The organism is Allobosea sp. FBZP-16, from assembly GCF_002831785.1.
Classification (GTDB): Bacteria; Pseudomonadota; Alphaproteobacteria; order Rhizobiales; family Beijerinckiaceae; genus Allobosea; species Allobosea lupini.
The window spans coordinates 289,520-312,201 of sequence record NZ_LNCQ01000023.1; the positions used below are offsets into that span (position 1 = coordinate 289,520).

Annotated in this window: 19 protein-coding genes; 9 read left to right on the plus strand and 10 right to left on the minus strand. The window is 65.6% G+C overall.

What is annotated here, in order from left to right; translation table 11 throughout:
- The first annotated feature begins 13 nt into the window (after positions 1–13).
- Together CXY91_RS11190 and CXY91_RS11195 are read left to right on the plus strand one after the other, a co-directional pair.
- Positions 14–2,350 (plus strand): molybdopterin-dependent oxidoreductase, encoded by a 2,337-nt coding sequence (locus CXY91_RS11190; RefSeq protein ID WP_100961312.1) that lies wholly within the window; start codon positions 14–16, stop codon positions 2,348–2,350.
- 8 nt (positions 2,351–2,358) lie between these two features.
- A complete protein-coding gene (locus CXY91_RS11195) occupies positions 2,359–2,715 on the plus strand; it encodes a RidA family protein (RefSeq protein ID WP_248307437.1) in 357 nt (118 codons plus the stop codon).
- A 69-nt stretch (positions 2,716–2,784) separates the two neighbouring features.
- Here the strand turns inward: CXY91_RS11195 and CXY91_RS11200 are convergent, their stop codons facing one another.
- From CXY91_RS11200 to CXY91_RS11230, 7 genes are all read right to left on the minus strand, one after another.
- Positions 2,785–3,360 carry a LolA family protein gene (locus CXY91_RS11200; protein WP_100961316.1) on the minus strand — a complete coding sequence of 192 codons (576 nt, stop codon included), beginning with the start codon at positions 3,358–3,360 and terminating at the stop codon, positions 2,785–2,787.
- A gap of 8 nt (positions 3,361–3,368) precedes the next feature.
- Complete coding sequence (locus CXY91_RS11205; protein ID WP_158673373.1) at positions 3,369–4,067, minus strand: C39 family peptidase; 699 nt, start codon at positions 4,065–4,067, stop codon at positions 3,369–3,371.
- A gap of 11 nt (positions 4,068–4,078) precedes the next feature.
- The gene (locus CXY91_RS11210; RefSeq protein ID WP_158673374.1) at positions 4,079–5,200 is read right to left on the minus strand and encodes a hypothetical protein; all 1,122 of its coding nucleotides are present in this window, start codon (positions 5,198–5,200) and stop codon (positions 4,079–4,081) included.
- 87 nt (positions 5,201–5,287) lie between these two features.
- Complete coding sequence (locus CXY91_RS11215) at positions 5,288–5,605, minus strand: hypothetical protein (protein WP_100961322.1); 318 nt, start codon at positions 5,603–5,605, stop codon at positions 5,288–5,290.
- Between the two features lie 629 nt (positions 5,606–6,234).
- Positions 6,235–7,092, minus strand: coding sequence for a PCC domain-containing protein (locus CXY91_RS11220; protein WP_100961324.1), 858 nt, complete (start codon positions 7,090–7,092; stop codon positions 6,235–6,237).
- The gene (locus CXY91_RS11225; protein WP_100961326.1) at positions 7,089–8,729 is read right to left on the minus strand and encodes an acyl-CoA synthetase; all 1,641 of its coding nucleotides are present in this window, start codon (positions 8,727–8,729) and stop codon (positions 7,089–7,091) included. Before CXY91_RS11225 ends, CXY91_RS11220 begins: the two co-directional genes overlap by 4 nt.
- On the minus strand, positions 8,726–9,601 hold the full coding sequence (locus CXY91_RS11230) for an IclR family transcriptional regulator (protein WP_248307438.1): 876 nt from the start codon (positions 9,599–9,601) through the stop codon (positions 8,726–8,728). Before CXY91_RS11230 ends, CXY91_RS11225 begins: the two co-directional genes overlap by 4 nt.
- A gap of 152 nt (positions 9,602–9,753) precedes the next feature.
- On the opposite strand from CXY91_RS11230, the gene CXY91_RS11235 reads away from it, so the two are divergent.
- Both CXY91_RS11235 and CXY91_RS11240 read left to right on the plus strand, forming a co-directional pair.
- Positions 9,754–11,664, plus strand: a complete 1,911-nt coding sequence (locus tag CXY91_RS11235; RefSeq protein WP_100961328.1) for a TRAP transporter large permease — start codon at positions 9,754–9,756, stop codon at positions 11,662–11,664.
- Positions 11,665–11,809: 145 nt separating this feature from the next.
- Positions 11,810–12,823, plus strand: a complete 1,014-nt coding sequence (locus tag CXY91_RS11240; protein WP_091832197.1) for a TRAP transporter substrate-binding protein — start codon at positions 11,810–11,812, stop codon at positions 12,821–12,823.
- Positions 12,824–12,967: 144 nt separating this feature from the next.
- On the opposite strand, the gene CXY91_RS11245 is transcribed toward CXY91_RS11240, so the two are convergent.
- A complete protein-coding gene (locus tag CXY91_RS11245; protein ID WP_158673375.1) occupies positions 12,968–14,143 on the minus strand; it encodes a hypothetical protein in 1,176 nt (391 codons plus the stop codon).
- 257 nt (positions 14,144–14,400) lie between these two features.
- On the opposite strand from CXY91_RS11245, the gene CXY91_RS11250 reads away from it, so the two are divergent.
- From CXY91_RS11250 to CXY91_RS11270, 5 genes are all read left to right on the plus strand, one after another.
- Positions 14,401–14,673 (plus strand): hypothetical protein, encoded by a 273-nt coding sequence (locus CXY91_RS11250; RefSeq protein WP_100961332.1) that lies wholly within the window; start codon positions 14,401–14,403, stop codon positions 14,671–14,673.
- A 134-nt stretch (positions 14,674–14,807) separates the two neighbouring features.
- Entirely contained in the window at positions 14,808–15,995 is a 1,188-nt protein-coding gene (locus tag CXY91_RS11255; protein ID WP_248307439.1) for an acyl-CoA dehydrogenase family protein, read from the plus strand.
- Positions 15,992–16,591 (plus strand): TetR/AcrR family transcriptional regulator, encoded by a 600-nt coding sequence (locus CXY91_RS31120; protein ID WP_091832187.1) that lies wholly within the window; start codon positions 15,992–15,994, stop codon positions 16,589–16,591. Before CXY91_RS11255 ends, CXY91_RS31120 begins: the two co-directional genes overlap by 4 nt.
- Before the next feature lie 59 nt (positions 16,592–16,650).
- Positions 16,651–18,969: a putative bifunctional diguanylate cyclase/phosphodiesterase gene (locus tag CXY91_RS11265; protein WP_100961334.1), complete on the plus strand. Its 2,319-nt coding sequence runs from the start codon at positions 16,651–16,653 to the stop codon at positions 18,967–18,969.
- 71 nt (positions 18,970–19,040) lie between these two features.
- Complete coding sequence (locus CXY91_RS11270; protein ID WP_100961336.1) at positions 19,041–20,081, plus strand: histone deacetylase family protein; 1,041 nt, start codon at positions 19,041–19,043, stop codon at positions 20,079–20,081.
- Positions 20,082–20,293: 212 nt separating this feature from the next.
- On the opposite strand, the gene msrA is transcribed toward CXY91_RS11270, so the two are convergent.
- Positions 20,294–20,800 (minus strand): peptide-methionine (S)-S-oxide reductase MsrA, encoded by a 507-nt coding sequence (msrA, locus tag CXY91_RS11275; RefSeq protein ID WP_100961338.1) that lies wholly within the window; start codon positions 20,798–20,800, stop codon positions 20,294–20,296.
- 76 nt (positions 20,801–20,876) lie between these two features.
- Complete coding sequence (locus CXY91_RS11280) at positions 20,877–22,433, minus strand: acetolactate synthase large subunit (RefSeq protein WP_100961340.1); 1,557 nt, start codon at positions 22,431–22,433, stop codon at positions 20,877–20,879.
- Positions 22,434–22,682: the final 249 nt, after the last annotated feature.

Consider the following 22,682-nt stretch of genomic DNA (forward strand, 5'->3'; position numbering starts at 1 on the left):
GCGGGAGGACGAGATGCTGCCGCAGCCGGAACGACAGACGCTGGCGACACATTGGGGCACCTACCGTGTCAGGATGGAGGGGGGCCGCCCCATCGCGCTCGATCCATTCGAGGCCGATCCCGATCCTTCGCCGATCGCCTCCGCGATGCTGGAGGCGCGCACCGCCCCGGCCCGCATCCTGCGGCCGGCGGTGCGACGCTCCTTCCTGGAGCGCGGTCATGCCGCCGGCGGGCAGGGTCGCGGCGGCGAGCCCTTCGTCGAGATCGGATGGGACGAGGCGCTGGCGCTGGTCGCAGGCGAACTCGACCGGGTGCGCAGCCATCATGGCAATGGCGCGATCTATGGCGGCTCCTATGGCTGGGCCAGCGCCGGGCGCTTCCACCATGCGCAGAGCCAGCTCCACCGCTTCCTCAACACGATCGGCGGTTATACGCGCTCGGTCCAGAACTACTCCTTCGCCGCCGCCGACACGATCCTGCCGCATGTGATCGGCGATCGCAGGGGCCTCGCCAGCGGCCATACGCCCTGGCGGCTGCTGGCCGGCCATGCCGAGCTGATCGTGATGTTCGGCGGTGCCTCGCCGAAGAACGCACAGGTCTCCTCCGGCGGGCTCAGCCGCCACGCCTTGCGCGAGGGCATCCTCGCCTGTCGCGATAAGGGGGCGGAGCTGGTCTCGATCAGCCCGATCCGCGACGACACCGCGCTGGAGGCCGGCGCGCAATGGTGGGCGCCGCGGCCGCAATCCGACGTCGCGCTGATGCTCGGCCTCTGCCACACGCTGTTGAGCGAAGGCCTGCACGATCGCGACTTTCTGGGGCGCTGCACGACCGGCTTCGACAATGTCGAGGCCTATCTCACCGGCGCCGCCGACGGTACGCCCAAGACGGCGGACTGGGCTGCGGCGCTCTGCGAGATCCCGGCCGAAGAGATCCGTGCACTCGCCCGCAGGATGGCGGCGAACCGGACCTTCATCATGATGTCCTGGTCGCTGCAGCGGGCCGACCATGGCGAGCAGCCCTACTGGATGGCGATCACCCTTGCTGCCATGCTCGGCCAGATCGGCTTGCCCGGCGGAGGCTTCGGCTTCGGCTACGGCTCGGTCAACGGCGTCGGCAATGCCGCACAGGAGATCACCTGGCCGTCGCTGCCGCAGGGAGAGAATCCGGTCGCCGACTCTATCCCTGTTGCGCGCATCGCCGACATGTTGCTCGATCCCGGCGGCGCCTATGACTTCAACGGCGAGCGCCGGAACTATCCCGACATCAAGCTGATCTACTGGGCCGGCGGCAACCCGTTCCACCACCATCAGGACATCAACCGCCTGGTCCAGGCCTGGCAGCGGCCGCAGACGATCATCGTGCATGAGCCCTGGTGGACCGCGACCGCCCGCCATGCCGACATCGTCCTGCCCGTTACCACCCAGCTCGAGCGCAACGACATCGTCTGCGCCAATCGCGACCTGATGCTCGCGGCATCGCACAAGGCGATCGAGCCGGCTGGCGAAGTGCGCGACGACTATGCGATCTTCTCCGGCCTCGCTGCGCGGCTCGGCGTCGAGGAGGCTTTCACCGAGGGGCGCGACGAGGAGAGCTGGCTGCGCCAGCTCTATGGGCTGGCGCGCCAGCGCATTGCCGCGGCCAATCTCGATATTCCCGATTTCGACAGCTTCTGGCGCCAGGGCGTGACGCTGCTGCCGGAGCCGGAAACGGTGAAGCCGCTGCTGGCCAATTTCCGCAACGACCCGCAGGCTCACCGGCTCGCGACGCCATCCGGGCTGATCGAGCTCTTCTCCGAGCGCATCGCCGGCTTCGGCTACGCGGATTGCCTCGGCCACGCCGCCTGGCTGCCTTCTCAGGAATGGCTGGGGGCGCCCGCAGCGGAACGTTTCCCGCTGCATCTGATCTCGAACCAGCCGGTGACCAAGCTGCACAGCCAGTACGACCACGGCAGCCATGCCCGCGACAGCAAGATCGCCGGGCGAGAGCCGGTCCGCATGAACCCACGGGACGCTGCGAATCGCGGCCTGAAGGATGGCGACATCGTCAGGATCTTCAACGATCGTGGCGCCTGTCTCGCCGGTCTGCGCATCTCGGATGCGCTGCGGCCCGCCGTGGTTCAGCTCTCGACCGGTGCCTGGTTCGACCCGCTCGAGCCGGGTCGGCCGGGCACGCTCGACAAGCATGGCAATCCGAACGTGCTGACGCCCGATCGCGGCACGTCGCGCCTGGGGCAGGGGCCGAGCGCCCATTCCTGCCTCGTCGAGATCGAAGCCTATCGCGGGCGGCTGCCCGAGATCACCAGTCATGCGCCGCCGGCAATCGTGCCAACGAGCGTCGAAAAGCCTGAATGAGGATTGCCGTGTCGACCAACCAGATCCGCCGCATCGATTCCAATGGTCGCCGCAGCCGCGTCGTCGTCCATAACGGCACGCTGCATTTCGCCGGCCAGGTCGCCGACGATCTCAGCGGCGACATCGGCCAGCAGACGCAGGAAGCGCTCGCTCGCATCGACAAGCTGCTGGCCGAGGGCGGCAGCGAGCGCAGCAAAGTGCTGAGCGCCACGATCTGGCTCAAGGACATGGCCGATTATGCCGGGATGAACGCGGTCTGGGATCGCTGGATCGACCCCGACCATGCCCCGGCCCGCTGCTGCGGCGTGGTCGAGATGGCCGATCCGGGCATCAGGGTCGAGATCATCATGACGGCCGCACAGTAACTGGGCCTCGCGCGGCGCCGGATAGCCCTGAGCCGCGCGCTCATGCGAGCGATCAGCACTGGCCGTCTGTCAGCGGACGAACTTGACTCCGCCCGGCACGGCAAAGAGCGAGGCCGGCTGCGGCCCGACGACGACATTGCTGTCGCGGATGACCAGCGTGCCTTTCGAATTGCCTTGTTCGTCCGGGATGGTGTGCCTGGCTTCGATCAGGACACCGTCCTTGCGGCAGGTCAGCTGCGAGATCTGCTGGAGCTGTCCGTTGACGTCCGCGGTGATGGTGACGACGACAGTCCCGTCGCCGCGATCCTGGGAGTTTACCTTGATGTCGCGGCGCCGAGTATTGGGCGGCGCAGGAAGCCGCGAGCCGACCTTGGTCTCGGGGTTGAACAATGTGACTCCCTGGCCCGGGCCGTTCATGATCTTGACCTCGGGGCCGGCCTGGCCGGAGCTTTCCTCGCGGAGCTTGCCGCCGGAGACAAACACCTTGACCCGCAACGATGCGTCAGGGCCGGATATGCTGCGATCGGCACTGTAGGAGCCGGGCGCGACCTTGATGCATTCATTGGCGGCCGCCGTATGGGCGAAAGCGAGCGTGCCGCACAGCGCGAGGAGGGCCAGGCGGACGGGAAGGGGGCTTGGGGTCATGACTGTCCTCATCGCAGGGCCGGGGGCAGGAGCTCGGAGCCCCGCAGCATGACGTCGCCGACGAGTCGCGAGACAGAGGTGCCGTCCCGGACGGCCGACAAGGCGGCACCCGTCGGCAGGTCGGCCTTTCGTTTCGCGATCGCGAGTGCCTTACCTGTATATTGCGACCGAAGATCGGGCAGTGTCAGCACTGTCTGGCCAACGATCGAATCGGCCATGTAATAGACCTCGGAGACCGCCCGGCGCAGCACGCTGAAATGCTGGAACTTGCCCTTGTCGAGATGCAGGATCACTGGCGCCGCCAGCTTCGGCAAATCCTCCAGCGCGATCTCCGCGCCGGCGGCCTGAAAGCCAAGTTTCTTGGCCGCGAAGATCAGATCGTCGAAAGAGACGCCGTTGCCTTCGCGATTCTTCCACTGCTCGGCGGTGTAGCGCGAGCGGATGATCTCGAGCACCTCGATCTCGGTCGTCGGTCGATTCCAGTAGTAGGTCAGGATCGTGGCGACCGACGCGGCGCCGCAGGTGAAGTCGGCGGTCTGGCCGACGACGCCGTCGAATCTGCGCTCCAAAAAGGATTTCGGCCTGCGCACCGAGCTCTCCTGGGCCGGAGTCTCCTCGGCCCGCGCTGGCAGGCCGCTAGCTAGCGAAGCGGACAAAGCCACACCGTAGCCCATGAAGCGGCGTCGTGTCGGTGCGGGTCGCAGCATGGCTGCCATCCTCAAAAGCGTTTGCGCAAGGACAGCGAGAAGGCGGCGTCTGCCGCATCGTCAGTCAGGCCAAGCGTCACGGCCGGCTCAAGCCAGAAATCTTGGCCGACCCGCTGGATCAACGTGAAGCGGGCGTTCAGGTTCTCGTTGACCGAATTGGCTACGGGAACGCCGCCAACCTTCAATCGCTCCGACAGTGAACCGTTGAAGGACACGCCCAGCGTCGTGCGTTCCGAGACGGCAAAGCCGAAGCCCATATTATAGGTAATGCGGTAGCCCGGCTCGACCTTGGTGCCGTTGAAGGTTCGCGGCAGGGCGTAATCGGTGCCGACACCAAAGAACAGGATCAGCGGGTCGACTGTCTTGAAGAATTGAATCGAACCGCGCGGCACCCAATGGCCGCTCGACTGGTTGAGCGCCAGCGGATCGGTCGGAATCACGCCTGCGCGCAGGTTCTGGATATCATAAGGTGCATCGCCGGTCGGAATCGACAGGCCTAGCGTGAGCGCGGCACCAGGGTACCACTCACTCTCGCGCCATAGATTGGCGGAGGCCTGGACCGATATGTCGCTGAGCCCGGAGCGATTGCGCACGATGGTCTGGTTGAAGGCGTTGGTCCGGCGCTGCGAAGCGAAATAGGGCACGGAGAGAGCGAGTTCGACATCGTTGGCGATGCCGTAGCGCATGGTCGTGGTGGCGCGGAAGCTGCGATCATTCTGGACGAAGCTGGTGCCACGCCCATAGTCGAAGCTCTGCGAGACCTCGAACTTGTTGCTCTGTAGTGTTGGAATGTTGTCGCGCGCCAGGAATGCCTCTTGGGCGACAGTACTCTTCTGCTGGGCCGCAGCTTGCTGCGCACCGCCTTGCGGAGTCTGGGCAGTCTGGTCGCCCGTGGCGGCAGCTTGCTTCTGTTCTCCGGCTCGGCCTGGCGATGACACAGGCTTGGCCTTCTCGCGCTTGCTGACTTCGCCTTCAAGCAGCTTCAATCGCGCTTCGAGTTGCTGAATCCGGCGCTCGAGCAGCTCTTCCTTCGACTGGGCAAAGGCAGAAACGCTGGCGGTCACTAAAACCGCCAGCGACACTCCGGCCGAGCGCGCCGCGAGACGCGCGATGTTAATAGAAGTTTTACGCAACAATCCTAATCCCTATCCACCGGGCAGGCCGGAACCGATTGCAACAAGCCCGATCAGCCGAAGCGATCCGACCTGTCGGTGGAGTGATCAGGCATTATAGTACTGATAGTAGTAGGCATTGTACAGGTACTGAGTCGCGTAATAGGAATAGTAATACGCGGTGTAGTAGTAGCTCGCATTCGAGTAGACATAGCCGTAATATGCGTAGTAGTTCGCATAGTACGAATAATAATACCCGTAGTAGCCGTAGTAGTCGGCGTAATAGCCCTTGCCGACGACCTTCTTGTTGGCGTCAGGCGTCAGCACCTTGGCGCTGGCATTGCCGAAAATCTGCGCGGTGTCGGCAGCGGCCGGAACCGCACCGAGCGCAAGCACTGCGACGGAGGCGAGCAACAACTTCTTCATCGAGAGTCCCCTTGCTGTCACGACAGGCGAGAATGGTTCCACCTTGCAATAACTGGGTACACTGCTGACGTTGCGGCGTCAAGCAATGAATCTGACCTGAGAAAGATTTCAGTGAGTTTACCGTTCTTGTGGAAAAAGAATGAGCTATAAAAATTGAATTCACTGAAGTCTTATGATTTAAAAATTAAACTAACAATAATTCCTTTTGCAAAAATGATATTAAATCAAGGTCAATTCGCTTTTTTTGTTACTAAATTAGATAAACATGCCCTTAGGTCATGGAATTATAAACCTAGGCATATTCTTATTTTAGGGTGCCGCTCGTGTTTTGAGCTGAAACGTTGTGTATCGGGCCTTGCCAATCATGCGGGCCACGACGCGACGCGGCGAGCGGCGTGCCTCTTACCCCTCTTCCGGCTCAATCTCGGCGATGGTCGGTCCGCTTGTCCGCTCATGCAAAAGATTCTCGGCAGCCTCTGGGATTCGACAAGGTGCTGGCGGACGGAATTGTACGGTTCGGCCGGAGCACCAACTGCGAGCCTCCCCGAGCCGCTCGGGGAGAGCTGCTGCCCTCGCCGACAGTCCATACTCCCCCGTGACGGGCGACCATGTCCAGGGGGTAGGGGGTGCTACTGCGCCTCCAGCACTAGCTCCAGCGTCATCAGCACCGGATTGTCGCCGCGCTTGAGTGTGCCTTGCGCCATGCCGCCGGTATAGTCGACCAGCGCGATCGCGAGCGCCGCTTCCGGCTTGCCGTCAATGCCGGGGGCGACATGGCCTGCGGTGATCGCGATCTCGGTGGCAAAAGGTTCGATCGAGCGGCCATCACTGAAGCGCGCGCCGATCGTCGAACCGACGCCGCCATGGATGACGCCGTGGGCGATCCCGCGTTCGGCGCAGAACGTTTCCAGCGCGGTGAAGACATCGCGGTTCGGCCGCAGCCGCAGCACGAAGAAGCGGCTTTCCGCTTTCGTGTCGCGACTTGGCTGTACCGCCGGCATGAACAGCTTGAAGTTGGTTTCAGGATCATGGCTGGCGACGAAGCCGGCGCCATCGAGCCCGACCGCATCGACGGTGACCGGCTGGGCCAGTACGCTCTGGTCCGGCAGGATGTGTCCGCCATTGTGCCGGCCGTCGGCCTCGCGCCAAAGCGCGTGCCCGTGGAAGAACGGGGCGCCGTCGCGCTCGCCGAAAGTCAGTGCGCCCGTCTCGATCCGGGTCACGCCCTCCGGCCGGAAGGTCTCGCTATAGGAGGCGGCATGCTCCGGCGTCGCCGAGAGCGCCGGCATGACATAGGCGAAGGGCGCGAGCGGAAGGCCGGCAGGAAGGCGCAGCACGCCGCTGAAGAAACCCTGAGCTGTGAAGGCCTCTGCGATCGCGTCGAGCAGCAGGCCGGGTTTCAGCTTCAGGGTCAGCTTGCGACCCCGGGCCTCGGCCCACTGGACACGCTCGGCCTCGGCGGGCCCCGGCTGCTCAATCGTCCTCACACTGAGCCTCCCGGCGTGCGGACGAAGTCGAGCAGGCCGCGCCTCTCCAATTCGTCGCGCACCAGGCGCTTGGGCACCTTGCCATAGCCGGATTTCGGCAGTTCCTCAAAGAAGAAGAAGCGCTTGGGCATCTTGTAGCGCGGGATCTTCTCGGCGAGGTAGCCCGCCAGCTCATTCTCGTCGACAGGGCGGCGCGCGACGCAGACGGCGACGCCGATCTCGCCCCAGACCGCATCGGGCACGCCGAGGACCGCTGCTTCCGCGATCGCCGGATGGGTGAGGATCTTCTCCTCAATCTCGCGCGGATAGATGTTCGAGCCGCCGGAGATGTACATGTCCGAGGCGCGGCCGGTGATGTAGACGAAGCCCTCCTCGTCCATATGGCCAAGGTCGCCGGTGCGGAACCAGCCATTGCGGAAGGATTTCGCATTGGCCTCCGGGTTCTCGTAATAGCCGGCGAAGACCGCCGGGCCGATCACGCAGATCTCGCCGGTCTCGAACGGCTTCAGCTCCTCGCCTGCGTCGTTCTGGATCGCGACCTGGATGCCGGTTCGCTCGACGCCGCAGCTGCCGATGCGCGCCTGTGGCCCATCCTCGTCCTCGTGCAGATAAGTCGGCAGGACGGTGATGTTGCCGGTGACTTCGCCGAGGCCGAAATACTGCACCAGCACCTTGCCGAGCTTGGCCAGCGCCGTCTTCTGGTCCTCGCGGTACATCGGCGCGCCGGCATAGATGACATGGCGCAGCGAGGAGTGATCGTGCTGGTCGACCGCCGGATGCTCGACCAGCATCTTCAGGATGGTCGGCACGGTGAAGATGTTGGTCACGCGGTGCTTTTCGATCAGCCGAAAGGCTTCGTCGATGTCGAAGCGCTCGGTCGGAAGCAGGATCGTCGGCGCGCCGCGCGCCGTCAGCACGAGCTGGTGCACGCCCGCGCCGTGCGAGAGCGGCGCGACGACCAGCGAGGCGTCTGCTTCCGTCGAGCCTGGCACGAGGTCGGCGAGGTGGTTGGTGACGACGAAGCCCATCTGGCCATGGGTCAGCACCGCGGCCTTGGAGCGGCCGGTGGTGCCGGAGGTGAAGAAGAACCAGCAGGGATCGTCGCGGTCGACGACGGCGTCCGGTACGCGCTGGCCCCGATGAGCGGCGATCGCTTCCGTAAGCGTCGTCTCGCCGAACGAGCCGGCGCCGATCCGCCAGGTAAACTGCAGCGTCTTGCTCTCTTTGGCGACAGCCGCGGCATGATCGGGAAAATCGCCATGACAGAGAAAGCCCTTGGCACCGGAGGAGGTGGCAAGATAGGCGACCTCGTCCGGCATCAGCCGGAAATTGGTCGGCACCCAGACCGCGCCGAGCCGGAAGGCGGCGAACATCGAGACGAACATCTCGTCGCAATTCTTCGAGTGGACGAGGATGCGATCGCCCTTGCCGATGCCGCGCGCGGCCAGCGCCGCGCAGAGCGCATGCGTGGCCGCATCGAGTTCGCGCCAGCTCCATTGCCGCTCGCCCCAGATCAGCCCGGGGCGGTCGCCGAAGCGGCGGGCATTGCGCGTCAGGAAATGCGCGAGGTTCATCACTCGCGTGGTAACGGGTTTCAGCCCGCCCGCCGGCTCGGCGCCCGCTGCGCTCGTCGTCATGGCGTCGTCTCCACTATTCTGATCTCGGCTGTTGCCGGCTGGGCCTGTCGCCGGCCGAGCATGTCGACAATCCGCGTCTCGACCTGCCGCGCCTCGTGGCGCAGCAGCGCCCCGAGTTCCTCCTGCCGCTGCGGCTGCATGCGCGAATCGATCGCGGCGATGCTGAGCGCCCCGGCGATGCGCCCGTCAGGATAGCGTACGCCGACGCCGATGCCCCAGGAATTGGTGACGATGCGGCCGGGGTTGAGGGCGAAGCCCCGCTGCCTGGCAAGGGAGATATCGGTGATCAGTTGCGCCGGCGAATAGGCCGGGTAGCGCGCTATGAGCACGGCGCAATTGGCCTCGATCATCGCGGTCGACTCGGCGTCCGGCATCAGCGCCAGCATGGCGAGCGAGCCGGCGCCGACACCGAGCGGGTGCTGATCGCCGGCTTGCAAGGCATGGGTACGCACCGGCCAGGTGCCTTCCTCGCGATGCAGGCAGATGGCGAAGCGGTCGCGCCGGATTGAAAAGAAGCTGGTGTCCTGCGTCGTGTCCGAGAGCGCCCGCAGGCTGGGCATGGCGAGGTCGAGCAGTCCGTGGCGCTGGCCGCAGAGCAGTCCGAGCACGAAGGCCTCCTCGCCGAGATGGTAGCGCCGCGTGCGGGCCTCCTGCTCGACGAGGCCGGCCCGCATCAGAGCCAGCAGCAGGCGCCGTACGGTCGGCTTGTTCAGGCCGCTCTCCTCGACGATCTCGCTGAGGGGCAGGCCGGATGCACTCTCGCGACCGACGAGCGCCAGCAATCGCAAGGCGCGATCGACGCTTTGCGAGCCTGACAGATCGGGCGTCGGCATGGCCTCGGACTGCATTTCCTCGATCACGTTGGGGTCCATGATGCGGACCTCTCATCTGCCTTAAAGGTGTAGATGGCCGTGTCTGCGATTGCAACAGCAGTCGATCCGTGTATGTTCCAGCCGGAACGAGCGAGTTAATTCGCCATAATGTGGACCCGTCGGATCGGCGGGCGATGGGAGGAGCGGCCCTTATGGCCGAGACAAGCACAGGCGTGGCCGCCGGCGCGCATGTCAGCGCAAACTCCAGCGACGGCGTTGCCGCGGTCCTGGAGAGCCTCGACCATACCCCCAAGCGTGTCGGCTCGGCGCTGGTGCGTCCGCTCGAGGTGATCGCCGCGTGCCTGCTCGTCGCCATCGTCACGCTGCTGCTGGCTGGGGTGACCTCGCGCTATGTCCTCTCGATCCCGGTGGTCTGGATCGACGAGGCCGCCTCGATCTGCTTCCTCTGGCTCGCCATGCTCGGCGCTGCCATCGCGATCGACCGCAACGAGCACCTGCGCCTGACCCTGTTCGTCGGCATGCTGCCGGAGCGCCTGCGCGGTCTCGCCCATGCCTTCGGCCTGCTCGCGGTCGCGACTTTCCTCGCGGTGATGACCTGGCCGGCGATCGACTATGTCATCGAGGAATCCTACGTCACCTCGGCGGCGCTCAACATTCCCTCGAGCTACCGTGTCTCGGCGATCGCCTTCGGCATCATCGCCATGCTGGCGCTGGTGCTGACCTATGCGGTCCGGACCTGCACGCTGCGCGACCTCCTGATCTCCGCCGTGGTGATCGGCCTCGTTGCGGCAGCCTTCTTTCTGCTGACGCCGGTGTTCAAGACGCTGGGCTACGTCAACATCGCCATCTTCCTGCTCGGTGTCGTCGGCCTCTGCCTCGTCGCCGGCGTGCCGATCGCATTCTGCTTCGGGCTGGGGGCGCTCTGCTTCCTGTCGTTCAGCACCAGTGTGCCGATCTTCGTGATGATCGGGCGCATGGACGAGGGCATGTCGAGCTTGATCCTGCTTTCGGTGCCGATCTTCGTGCTGCTCGGCTGCGTGCTCGACTCGACCGGCATGGGCAAGGCGATCGTCGACTTCCTCGCTTCATTGCTCGGGCATGTCCGCGCCGGCATGTCCTATGTGCTGCTTGGCTCGCTCTTTCTGGTCTCCGGCATTTCCGGCTCCAAGGTCTCCGACATGGCGACGGTGGCGCCGGCCCTGTTCCCGGAGATGAAGCGGCGCGGCTATCAGCCCAAGGAACTGATCGCGCTGCTCTCGACCGGCGCCGCTATGGCCGAGACGGTGCCGCCCTCGATCGTGCTGATCGTGCTCGGCTCGGTCGCCGGCGTCTCGATCGCCGGGCTCTTCACCAACGGCTTGGTCGTCGCGACCGTGCTGCTGCTCGTGCTCGCGATCCTGGCGCGCTGGAAGGCGCGCGGCGAAATGCTGAAGGGCGTGCGCCGCGCGCCGTTCGCGACGATCTGGAAGACGGCGCTGGTCGCGGCACCTGCCCTCGTCCTGCCCTTCCTGATCCGCAGCGCCGTCGGCGGCGGCGTCGCCACCGCGACCGAGGTCTCGACCATCGCTGTGCTCTATGCGCTGATCGTCGGCATCGTCCTCTATGGCGGCATCAGCTGGCGCACCTTCTACGGCATGCTGGTCGAGACCGCGGCGCTCTCCGGTGCGATCCTGATGATCCTCGGCACCGCCTCGGCCATGGCCTGGGCGCTGACCCAGACCGGCTTTGCCCGCGACCTTGCAACCGCGATGTCGCATCTGCCCGGCGGCTGGATCAGCTTCATGGCGGTGACGATCGTCGTCTTCATGATCCTCGGCTGCGTGCTCGAGGGCCTGCCGGCGATCGTGCTGATGGCGCCCCTGATGTTCCCGATCGCCAAGAGCCTGGGGATCAACGACATCCACTATTCGATGGTCGTCGTCACCGCGATGAACATCGGCCTGATGACGCCGCCGGTCGGCATCGGCTTCTATATCGCCTGCAAGATCGGCAATGTCGAACCGGACGAGGCGATGGGCGCGATCTGGCCCTATCTGCTCGCGCTGCTCGCCGGCCTGGCCATCATCGCCTACGTCCCGTCCTTCTCGACGATGTTCCTGTGATGGGCGCCATGTCGCTCCATCATGGCCACCCGTCGCGCCCGTCGATTGCCGGATGGCGGAAACCCGCACCAGCATGACGAAAACGCCTTGGCGTGCCCAAATGAGGGCGCGCTGACCAATGAAGAACCTTCAGGGAGGAAAGACCATGTCGATCTCACGCCGCACGATCCTGCAGGGCGCCACTGCCGCCGCCACGATCGGGACCTTCTCGGTCGCCCGTGCCCAGACGCCGGAATTCACCTACAAATACGCCAACAACCTGCCGCTGGCGCATCCGATGAACGTGCGTGCCGCCGAGGCGATGGAGAAGATCAAGGCCGAGACCAATGGCAAGGTCGTCATCCAGATCTTCCCGAACAACCAACTCGGCTCCGACACCGACATGCTGAACCAGGTCCGCTCCGGCGGCGTCGAGTTCTTCACGCTGTCGCCGCTGATCCTGTCGACCCTGGTACCAAACGCCTCGGTCAGCGGCATCGGCTTCGCCTTCCCGGACTATGACGCGGTCTGGAAGGCAATGGATGGCGAGCTCGGCGCCTATGTGCGCGGCCAGATCGCAAAGGCGAACCTGCATGTCCTCGACAAGATCTGGGACAATGGCTTCCGCCAGATGACCTCGTCGAAGGGGCCGATCAATTCTCCGGCCGATCTCAAGGGCTTCAAGATCCGGGTGCCGGTCTCGCCGCTCTGGACCTCGATGTTCAAGGCCTTCGACTCGGCTCCGGCCAGCATCAACTTCGCCGAGGTCTATACCGCGCTGCAGACCAAGATCGTCGACGGCCAGGAGAACCCGCTGGCGATCATCGCAACCGCCAAGCTGTTCGAGGTGCAGAAGTACCTCTCGCTCACCAACCACATGTGGGACGGCTTCTGGTTCCTGGCCAATCGCCGTGCCTGGGAGCGCCTGCCGCAGGACCTGCGCACGATCGTCGCCAAGAACATCGATGCTGCCGCTCTGCTGGAACGCGACGACGTCGCCAAGCTCAATGCCGGCCTGCAGGCCGAGCTGACCTCGAAGGGCATGGTGATCAACCAGACCAAGGCCGACGAATTCCGGGCCGCACTGCAGAAGGCCGGCTTCTACGGCGAATGGAAGGGCAAGTACGGCGACGAGGCCTGGGCGATTCTGGAGAAGGCAGTCGGCGGCAAGCTGGCCTGAGGTCTTCGGACGACCGAAACACAGCCGTCATGGTCGGGCTTGTCCCGACCATCCACGCCTTCGGAGGTCGAGGGCTGTGGTCGAGGCGTGGATGCTCGGCACAAGGCCGAGCATGACTTTAGCGGTTGGCCGTAGCGCGACCGTTCACCCGCCCTTCTTCGCGCCCTTGCCCGGCTCGCTGAAGTCGAGCTGCTTCTGCAGGCCGAGCTGGACCATAAAGGCCGGCACCGCTTCCAGTCCCGTGTCCTTGGTCTTGCGCCAGGCGGCCGAGGCGGTTGCCGTCATGCCGTTGCCGAGGCCGCGCGCATAGTCGAGGCCGATGCTGGCCGTGCGCGTGGTCGAGTCGAGTCCGAGATAATCCTCGAGCTTCTGCCGGACGGTGAACGAAAGCGCGTTCGTGTCGTTGAAGCGCGCAGTGAGCTTGCCTTCGTGCTGGGTCACGAGGTTGACCACCGCGAAGGGCAGGGTGGTGTCCTCGATGGTGCGGCCCGACGACAGGTCGAGCGTCAGCCATTCATGGGGGATGCGCAGCTTGGCCGTGTAGAGCAGCGACTTCTGGTTCTCGAACTCCTTGTCCGGAAAGATGATTTGCAGCGGCGACAGCGAGGCCTCGAACGTCGCTCCCTTGAGTGCTGTCGAGACGAACAGATTGGGCTGCAGCCGGTAGTTGTCCCGGCGCATGCCGAGATAATCGATGCCATTGGTGAAGCGCGTGCTCGACGTCGTGAACGAGACGCCGATCTCGGTCCCGCTCTGGCGCCAGGCGATGCCCGGCGTGATGCCGAGCGTGGCAAGGTTCTCGTCCTGCGGCAGGAAATCGCCGTCGGCGAAGACGTTGCGCTCGTTCAGCGCGGCAAGCCGCGCCTCGGCATTGGCGAAGAGCCTGAAGGAACCGAGGCTGAGGTTGAGCCGCTCGCGCCAGGTCAGGGTATTGCGGCGGCGCGACCAGCTCTGCTCGTTCTCGATCGCGAGCGAGGACTGCAGAGAGAGCTTTTCGCCGATCCCAGTCGCATGCTTCAGCGTCAGCGCATGGGAGCGGCTGGCGGCGAGCTGGCGCGGATCGTACTGGGTGTCGACCAGCAGGACGTCGAGTCCGTAGCCGTCCTGCAGCGTGCCGCGCAGAAAATTCCAGCTTGCGAAGCCCGTCAGTGTCGGGCTGCCCTTCTCGCCCTTGCTGTTGGTCGGGCTGGAGTCGAAGCCGCCGCGCAGGCCGACCACGGCTGTCGAGGTCAGGGTCTCCGTCGTGTCCTCCCCAGCAGTGGCAGGAAAGGCACTGGCCGCAATGCAAAAGAGCGCGAAGACTGACCTGATCGGACGCATGAACATCACCTCTCTCAGTCGAGGGTAGGTGATAATGCCTAATTGTCAGTTAATATTATCAATATTTCGGCTGTATAGCTAAGAAGTGATCTAATAGAATATATGTCATACTATGAGTTGCTTCAGATCGTATTCGGACGCGCGGCGGTTAACGCTAGCAAGTATGGTTAACAATGTGTTCAGGTTGCGATTAAGATAAAATACAACCAAAACGTGCATATCGCTTCGACACCCGAAGCGAGTGCAGGGAGAGAAAGATGAAATACGCATTTGTTCTTGCCTCGATCGCCGCCTTCTCGGTCAGCCCCGCCTTCGCCGGCGGTCATGGCGGCTCCGGCAGCCGCGGCGGCGGGCTCCTCGGCAACGTCGTGGCGTCGGTTGCTTCGGTCACGACCGCCGTCTCCAACGTCAAGGTCCTCAACAACGTCTCGGTGCTGAGCGGCAACGGCATCCTGAACGGCAACAAGGTCAGCGTCGGCCGCGGCGGCATCGGCATTGGCAATGGCGGGCACGGCTGCGGCTGCAACTGATCCTGCGATGTGACGACCGGGGATCGTACCGGCATGGAGGAAGAGGGGCCTCGCAGCCCCTCTTTTCATGTGCGAGTTCGGATGGTTGCCTACCTGCCGGGCGGTAGGTTAGGCTTATGCAGGAACAGCGGAGCATGATGGCGGCGATGGACGGTTTCGATGCGGTCGGCGGTGGAACGCTCCGCTCGCCCTATTTCGGCGAGGAGCACGAGGCGCTGCGCGATCAGTTGCGCCGCTTCGTCACGAACGAGGTCAAGCCGCACGGGCTCGCCTGGGAAGAGGCCGGCATGGTGCCGCGCCAGGTGCTGGCCCGCATGGGCGAGCTCGGCTTCCTCGGCATCCGCTATCCCGCCGAGTATGGCGGCTCCGAGCTCGACACGCTCGCGACCGTGGTGCTTGCCGAGGAGCTCGGCCGCTCGACCTTCTCGGGCTTCGCCATCACCGCGCTCGTACATACCGACATGGCCTCGGTCCATGTCTTCAATGCCGGCAGCAAGGCGCAGCGCGACCGCTGGATGCCCGATATCGTCGCCGGCAAGGTGATCTGCGCCATCGCCGTCACCGAGCCCGACGCCGGCTCCGACGTGAAGGGCATCCGCACCACGGCGCGGCGCGACGGCGATTCCTACGTGCTGAACGGCGCCAAGATGTTCATCACCAACGGCGTCCATGCCGATCTCTACTGCGTCGCCGCCAAGACCGATGCCTCGGCCAGGCCCTCGCAGTCGGTCTCGATGTTCCTGATCGAGAAGGACACGCCCGGCTTCCGCGTCAGCCGCGCTCTCGACAAGCATGGCTGGCGCTCCTCCGACACGGCCGAGCTGGTCTTCGAGGATTGCCGGATTCCGGCGGAGAACCTGCTCGGCGGCGAGGGGCGTGGCTTCTACGCGATCATGCGCAATTTCCAGAACGAGCGCACCGTGATCGGCGCTATGGCGATGGGCGAGGCGCAGGCCGCGATCGAACTGACGGTCGACTATGTCCGCACCCGCACCGCCTTCGGCGCGCCGCTCTGGGACAAGCAGGCGATCCGCCAGAAGCTCGCTATGCTCGCAGGCAAGGTCGAGGCCGGGCGCCAGCTCGTCCATCACGCCGCCTGGCTCGACGCCAAGGGCTTCGACGCGACGCGCGAGGTCTCGATGGTCAAGGCCTATTGCGGCGAGCTGGTCAACGAAGTCATGTACGCCTGCGTCCAGTTCCATGGCGGCATGGGCTTCATGCGCGAGAGCGCGATCGAGCGCATGGCCCGCGACGCGCGCGTCCAGGCGATCGGTGGCGGCGCCACCGAGGTCATGCTCGAAGAGGTGGCGAAGCGGCTGTGACGGTCGTGACCGGACGCGCCGAACGGGCAGTGCTCGAAGGCGGCGCGCGCCGCCTGATCCTCGACCATGCGGCGCGCCTCCTGCGCAGCAATGGCTACCACCAGACCAGCCTGCGCGAGATCGCCGAGGCGGTCGGGATCCGAAAGGCCAGCCTCTATCATCATTTCCGTTCGAAGGAGGAGATCGTCGAGGCGGTGGTCAATGACGGTGTCGGCTTCGTCCATGACGCTGTGCGCGCCGCCCTGGACGCGACCGGCAAGGCCGATATGCGCCGCCGGCTCGAAGCGGCGATCGCGGCGCATCTCGCCGCCCTGCACGGCCATTCCGACTACACCTGCGCCAGCATCAAGGTCTTCAGCTTCGGCGATAATCCGACGCCGGAGAGCGTGCGGGGCATCCGCCGCGCCTACGACGATCTCTGGCGGGCGCTGATCGAAGAGCTTGCCGGTGCCGGTGTCCTCGCGCCCGGCATCGCACCGGAGCGGCTGCGGCTTTTCCTGCTCGGGGCGATGAACGGCTCGGTCGATTGGTATCGCGAGGGGCGTTTCGACATCGCACAACTTGCCGGCGAGCTCGCAGCGCTCGTCGCGCCTTAGGATGCTGATCGCCGGTGCGCTTTAACCTGGCCTTGACCGCTGCCGAACGAGTGTACGGCATGACACGCGACGGCCTGTTTCGATTTGGTGGCGAGTTCCGGGATTCCGTCCGCGAGGCGGCGTTCCGCGATGCGCGCTTCGGCGAGACGCTGCGGCAATGCCGGCTGATCTTCCTGATCTCGGCGGTCCTCAACACGCTCTTCCTCGCCAGCGACTGGCGCTTCCACGGCACACCGCATTTCTTCGTCGCCGTGCCGGCGCGGCTCGCGATCGTCTTCGTCTCGCTGCTCTGCTTCGCGCTGGTGCGCAAGGCGGCACGCATCTCGCAGGCGCAAGGCGTGCTGATCGGCTGGGAGGTGTCGACCGCGCTGATGGTCGCGCTGCTGGTGTCGTCGCGCAGCGATCTCGCCCTCTTCGTCGTGCTGATGCTGCCCTCGATCTTCTATCTGGTCGCGCCGACGGCCTTCCGCTGGACGCTTGTCCTGGGGGTCGGCTGCAGCGCTCTCATGCTCGCAGGCTATCTCGGTAACGGGCCGCTGCCCTCGACGCTGCCCGGCCTGATCCTGGTCCTCGTCATGCTCAACTTCGCGCTCGGGCTGGTCGTCGTCCACGGCAACCGGCTGCGCCGGCTCGAATGGGCGGCGACGCAGGCCGAGCGCCAGGCCAAGGACGAGCTCGGCGCCAGCCAGGCGATGATCGAGCGCATCTTCATGGCTGTGCCGATCCCGCTCGTCGTCACCTCGCGGGGCGAGGGCCGCTTCCTGCGCGGCAATGATGCAGCCAAGCGCTATTTCGGCGACGCGGTCACGCAGGCGCAGGTCCAGGACGTCCTGCTCGATGGCGGCAATCGCCGCGTCATCGCCCGCCTGCTCAAGGACCACGATCAGATCGAGGGCCATGAGGCGCAGGTCCGCGATGGCAGCGGCGCCGTCCGCGACGTGCTTATTACCGCTACGACATTGCCGATCGGCGAGAACCCGGCCGTCGTCGCCGGCATCGTCGACATCACCGATCGCAAGGCGGCCGAGGCCCGCACCCGCCGCCAGGCGACGCATGACGCGTTGACCGGCCTGCCCAATCGTCTGCTGTTCCACGAGCGGATGCAGCAGGCCCTGGCGCGAATGGCGAGCAAGGGCGGGGCGGTCGCGCTCTTCCTGATCGATCTCGACGATTTCAAGTCGATCAACGACACGCTCGGCCATGACGCCGGCGACGCGCTGCTGATCGAAGCGGCGAAGCGGCTCGCCGCCGCGATCGGCCCGGACGAGTTGGTCGCTCGGCTCGGCGGCGACGAGTTCGTCGTGCTCTCGACGCAGCGGATGACGGGGTTCGAGGCGTTGGTGCGAGGCGAGGCGCTGATCGAGGTGCTGCGCCAGCCCTGCGAGCATGCCGGCCAGATGATTGCGACGCGGGCGAGCCTCGGCATTGCGCTCGCGCCCGAGCATGATCGCGACGGCGTAGAATTGATGAAGGACGCCGACCTCGCGCTCTACCGGGCCAAGGCGAACGGCCGCAACATGGCGATCGTCTACGAGCCGGCGATGCGGGCGGCGATGGCGCGCCGCGTCGCGGTCTGCCAGGGGCTGGCCGGCGCGCTGAAGGACGAGCGGATTCTGCCTTACTACCAGCCGCAGGTCGCGGTCGACACCGGCCGGATCGCCGGCTTCGAGGCTCTGGCGCGCTGGCGTCATTCCGAGCGCGGGATCATCCCGGCCGCCGCCTTCCAGGAAGGCTTCCAGGATCCCGAGATCGCCAACGGGATCAGCGACGCGATCATCGCGGCCGTGGTGAGCGATCTGCGCCGCTGGCTCGATGCCGGGCTCGATGTCGGCCATGTCTGCGTCAACCTCGCGGCCAGCGTCTTCCGCGACCCGGCGCTGCCGGAGCGCCTGCTCGGCCAGCTTGCCGCAGCCGGCGTGCCGGCCAGCCATTTCGGCGTCGAGGTCACCGAGACCGTGCTGCTCACCCGCAATGCCGACGAGGCCGAGCGCACGCTGAAGACCCTGCGCGCTGCGGGCCTGCGCGTCGCGCTCGACGATTTCGGCACCGGCTACGCCTCGCTCACCCATCTCAAGCGCTTCCAGGTCGATGCGCTCAAGATCGATCGCGGCTTCGTCAGTCACGTCACCGAGAACGGCGGCGATGCGGCGATCGTGCGGGCGCTGCTCCGGCTCGCAGACGATCTGCGTCTCGATGTCATCGCCGAGGGCGTGGAGACCGCCGAGCAGGAAGCTTTCCTGAAGGAGCAGGGCTGCCGTTTCGCGCAGGGCTATCGCTATGCCAGGCCCACCCCCGCTGGCCGCGTGCCCTGGCTGCTGCAGCTGCCGGACCTGCTGCCCAAGGGCGACGCCATGCACGGGGATAGTGCCGCCGCCTGATCCGGCGCACTGGTCGCAGCACAATTTTCGTGGCGCTATGCCGCTCTCAATGTCGATGCCGAGAGCCCTACATGCGCGCCTTCTATCATCCCGACCAGTCCAAGCACGATCCGCAGCAATATATGCGCTTCGGCAAGATCGTGGCGCCGAAGGACCTGCCGGAACGGACCGAACGGCTGCTCGATGCGCTCGCCAAGCACGGCGTCACGCCCGAGCGCCCGGCCGAGCATGGCACGGCGCCGATCCTTGCGGTTCATGACGAAGGCTTCGTCCGCTTTCTGGAGGGGCTCTGGCAGCGCTGGCTCGCTCTGCCCGAGCACGGGCCGGAGGCCTGGCCCAATACCTTCCCTTATTGGAGCGGCCGCACCGACGAGGATGTCCGCCCGCCTTGCCGGCCGACCGGGATCATGGGCCAGCTCGGCTGGTATCTCGGCGATCTCTCGGTGCCGGTCGGCGAGCATTGCTGGCTCTCGACCCTGCGCTCGGCCGAGACCGCGGTCTCCGGCGCCGATGCAGTCATTGCCGGTGAGCGCGCGGTCTATTCGCTCTGCCGTCCCTCGGGCCACCATGCCCGCGCCGACCGCGCCACCGGCTTCTGCTATCTCAACAACAGCGCGATCGCCGCGCAGCGCCTGCGCAGCAAATTCGGCAAGATCGCGATCCTCGATGTCGATGCCCATCACGGCGACGGCACGCAGCAGATCTTCTATCGCCGCGACGACGTGCTGACGATCTCGGTCCATGCCGATCCGGCGGATTATTACCCCTTCTTCACCGGCTATGAGGACGAGCGCGGGAACGGACCGGGCGAGGGCTTCAACCTCAACCTGCCGCTCGCCCATGGTGCCGGTGGCGCCGAGATGGAAGCGGCGGTCGACCGTGCCGGCCGCGCCATCCGCGAGTTCGGTGCGGAAGCCTTGGTGATCGCGCTCGGCTACGACGCCCACAAGCATGACCCGATCGGCGTGCTCAAGCTGGAAGCAGCCGATTTCGGCACGATCGGCGAGCGGGTGAAGGCGCTAGGACTGCCGACGCTGGTGGTGCAGGAGGGCGGCTACGCGATCGAGGCGATCGGCGATTGCCTCGATGCGTTTTTGGGTGGGTTCAAGTAGAGCTTCCTTCTCCCACCCATCTCGGGCCTGCCCGAGATGGGCACTCTGGATGGTGCATGTCGGAAATATCCGACATGCACGGGGAGAAGGTCCCGGCAGGGGGATGAGGGCGCTTTGACCGGGTGAAACGAAAAAGGGCCGCATGCGCGACCCTTCCCTCATCCGTCAGCGCTTCGCGCTGCCACCTTCTCCCCCGTGGGGAGAAGGCTCCACTACTCCGCCGCCTCGCGCCGCGGCAGCACCCAGTCCGGGCGGACCCAGTGGCAGGTATAGCCGGCCGGGTAGCGCTCCAGATAATCCTGGTGCTCCGGCTCGGCCTCCCAGAAGTCGCCTGCGGGCTTCACCTCGGTGGTCACGCGGCCCGGCCAGCGGCCCGAGGCATTCACCTCGGCGATCACCTCCTCGGCGATCTTCTTCTGGGTGTCGTCGACATAATAGATGCCCGAGCGATAGCTGGTGCCGATGTCGTTGCCCTGGCGGTTCAGCGTGGTCGGGTCGTGGATCTGGAAGAAGAACTCGACCAGTTGCCGATAACCGATCTTGGCGGGGTCGAAGACGATCTCGATCCCCTCGGCATGGGTCCCGTGATTGCGATAGGTCGCGTTCTTCACGTCGCCGCCGGTGTAGCCGACCCTTGTCGTCTCGACGCCGGGGAGCTTGCGGATCAGGTCCTGCATGCCCCAGAAGCAACCGCCTGCGAGTACAGCTCGTTCCGTCATGTCAAACCTCCTTGCTGCTGCCCAGATAAGTATCGGCAGCTGAATTCGCCATGTCGGGGCATCCGGTTACAGATCCTCAGATCACCGCCTCGATCAGGAATGGCCCCTTGCGGCCGAGCGCGCCCTTGAACAGCCTGGTGAACTCCTCCGCCGTCGTGGCGCGGCCGGCCTCGACGCCCATGCCCTTGGCCATCGACACCCAGTCCAGTGCCGGCTCGTCGAGATTGAGCATCAGCTTGGCGTTGCGGCCGAAATCGTTGACGCCGACATTGCGCATCTCGCCGTGCAGGATCGCATAGGTGCGGTTGGCGAAGACGACGGTGACGACGTCGAGGTTCTCGCGCGCCTGCGTCCACAGGCCCTGGACCGTGTACATGCCGGAGCCGTCGGCCTGCATGCCGATCACCTTGCGGTCGGGGCAGGCGACCGCCGCGCCGACACACAGAGGAATGCCTTCGCCGATCGAGCCGCCGGTGAGCTGGATGTAGTCGTGCTGGGGCGCGCCGTGGCAGTCATAGTAGAAGCTGCGGCCCGAGGAGACCGACTCGTCGCAGATGATCGCGTTCTCCGGCAGCAGCCGCGCGACGATGGCGCAGACCTTGTCGGCGTCGAGCGTGCCGGTCGGCAGTGCGCCGTCGGCTGCCTGCGGCGTGGCGATGAAGGCCGGCGGCGTCGCCCGCGCCGAGAGCTCCTCGGCCAGCGCCTCGATCGTTCCCGGCAGGTCGTCCCCGGGCACGGCCAGTTGCTCGACCTGGCAGTTCTCGTGCACCAGCCGGCCGGGCTTGCCCGGATAGGCGAAGAAGCCGACCGGCACCTGGGCGCCGATCAGCACGAGCAGGTCGATGTCCTTGAGCTGCTGCAGCGCCATGTCGATCGGATAGAACACCTTCGGGATGGCGACGCGGCCGGCGCCGCGCTCGATCCGCCCGTTCGACATCTGCGCGAAGATCTGCGCGCCGGTCGCAGCGCAGACCCGCGCCGCCATCGCCATCGGTCCCTCGCGCAGCGCCGAGCCGGTCAGCATGATCGCGGCGCGCGAGCCGTGCTTGCGCAGCAGGCCGGCGACCGCGCGGATCTGGGCCGCATCGACCTGCCTGGGCGCCGGCACCGGCGTGCGCGTCAGCTCCGCCGGCTCGACGCTGCCCCAGGCGCAGTCGGCCGGCAGGATCACGGTGGTGACGCCGGGCAAGGAGAGCGAGGCGGCGTAGGCTTCGCCGATCGCCGGGCCGACATCCTCAGGCGAGGCGATGCGGCGCACGAATTGCGACATCGGCCGGGCGAGGCTCTCGATGTCGCTGGTCAACGGTGCATCGTGCTGGAGATGGTAGGTCGCATGGTCGCCGACCACGTTGATCATCGGGGTCCAGGCGCGCCTGGCGTTGTGCATGTTGGCGAGGGCGTTGGCCATGCCGGGCCCGCAATGCAGCAGCGTCGCCGCCGGTTTGTCGGCCATGCGGGCGTAGCCGTCGGCCGCGCCGGTGACCACGCCCTCGAACAGGCCGAGCACGCAGCGCATCTGCGGTTTGCGGTCGAGCGCCGCGACGAAATGCATTTCGGACGTGCCGGGATTGGCGAAGCAGACATCGACATCGTTGACCAGCAGCGTGTCGCACAGGCGGTCGGCGCCATTCATCCGGGAAAACCTCTTTCATAGCCAAAGGCGCGTGGCGCCTGTCACGCCGAGGGGAGGGGATCGCCGCGGGAGTGTCAAACAAGAGAATGTCATTGCTTTCCCAAGCGGGGGTGATCGGCGGCTCATTCGCCGGCTCGCATCGAGCCCTTATCCTTCGAGACGCGATCTGCGATCGCTCCTCAGGATGACGGCTGATTGGGTGATCGCCGCCTTGACCGGTTTGCATATGCATTTAACGTGATTTGGAAC

Excerpts from the sequence above, each read along its gene's own strand:
- CXY91_RS11190 (WP_100961312.1), top strand. The coding sequence starts at position 14 with ATGCTGCCGCAGCCGGAACGACAGACGCTGGCGACACATTGGGGCACC.
- CXY91_RS11200 (WP_100961316.1), bottom strand. The coding sequence starts at position 3,360 with ATGACCCCAAGCCCCCTTCCCGTCCGCCTGGCCCTCCTCGCGCTGTGC.
- CXY91_RS11205 (WP_158673373.1), bottom strand. The coding sequence starts at position 4,067 with ATGCTGCGACCCGCACCGACACGACGCCGCTTCATGGGCTACGGTGTG.
- CXY91_RS11215 (WP_100961322.1), bottom strand. The coding sequence starts at position 5,605 with ATGAAGAAGTTGTTGCTCGCCTCCGTCGCAGTGCTTGCGCTCGGTGCG.
- CXY91_RS11225 (WP_100961326.1), bottom strand. The coding sequence starts at position 8,729 with ATGACGACGAGCGCAGCGGGCGCCGAGCCGGCGGGCGGGCTGAAACCC.
- CXY91_RS11230 (WP_248307438.1), bottom strand. The coding sequence starts at position 9,601 with ATGGACCCCAACGTGATCGAGGAAATGCAGTCCGAGGCCATGCCGACG.
- CXY91_RS11235 (WP_100961328.1), top strand. The coding sequence starts at position 9,754 with ATGGCCGAGACAAGCACAGGCGTGGCCGCCGGCGCGCATGTCAGCGCA.
- CXY91_RS11240 (WP_091832197.1), top strand. The coding sequence starts at position 11,810 with ATGTCGATCTCACGCCGCACGATCCTGCAGGGCGCCACTGCCGCCGCC.
- CXY91_RS11245 (WP_158673375.1), bottom strand. The coding sequence starts at position 14,143 with ATGCGTCCGATCAGGTCAGTCTTCGCGCTCTTTTGCATTGCGGCCAGT.
- CXY91_RS11250 (WP_100961332.1), top strand. The coding sequence starts at position 14,401 with ATGAAATACGCATTTGTTCTTGCCTCGATCGCCGCCTTCTCGGTCAGC.
- CXY91_RS11255 (WP_248307439.1), top strand. The coding sequence starts at position 14,808 with ATGATGGCGGCGATGGACGGTTTCGATGCGGTCGGCGGTGGAACGCTC.
- CXY91_RS11265 (WP_100961334.1), top strand. The coding sequence starts at position 16,651 with ATGACACGCGACGGCCTGTTTCGATTTGGTGGCGAGTTCCGGGATTCC.
- CXY91_RS11270 (WP_100961336.1), top strand. The coding sequence starts at position 19,041 with ATGCGCGCCTTCTATCATCCCGACCAGTCCAAGCACGATCCGCAGCAA.
- msrA (WP_100961338.1), bottom strand. The coding sequence starts at position 20,800 with ATGACGGAACGAGCTGTACTCGCAGGCGGTTGCTTCTGGGGCATGCAG.
- CXY91_RS11280 (WP_100961340.1), bottom strand. The coding sequence starts at position 22,433 with ATGAATGGCGCCGACCGCCTGTGCGACACGCTGCTGGTCAACGATGTC.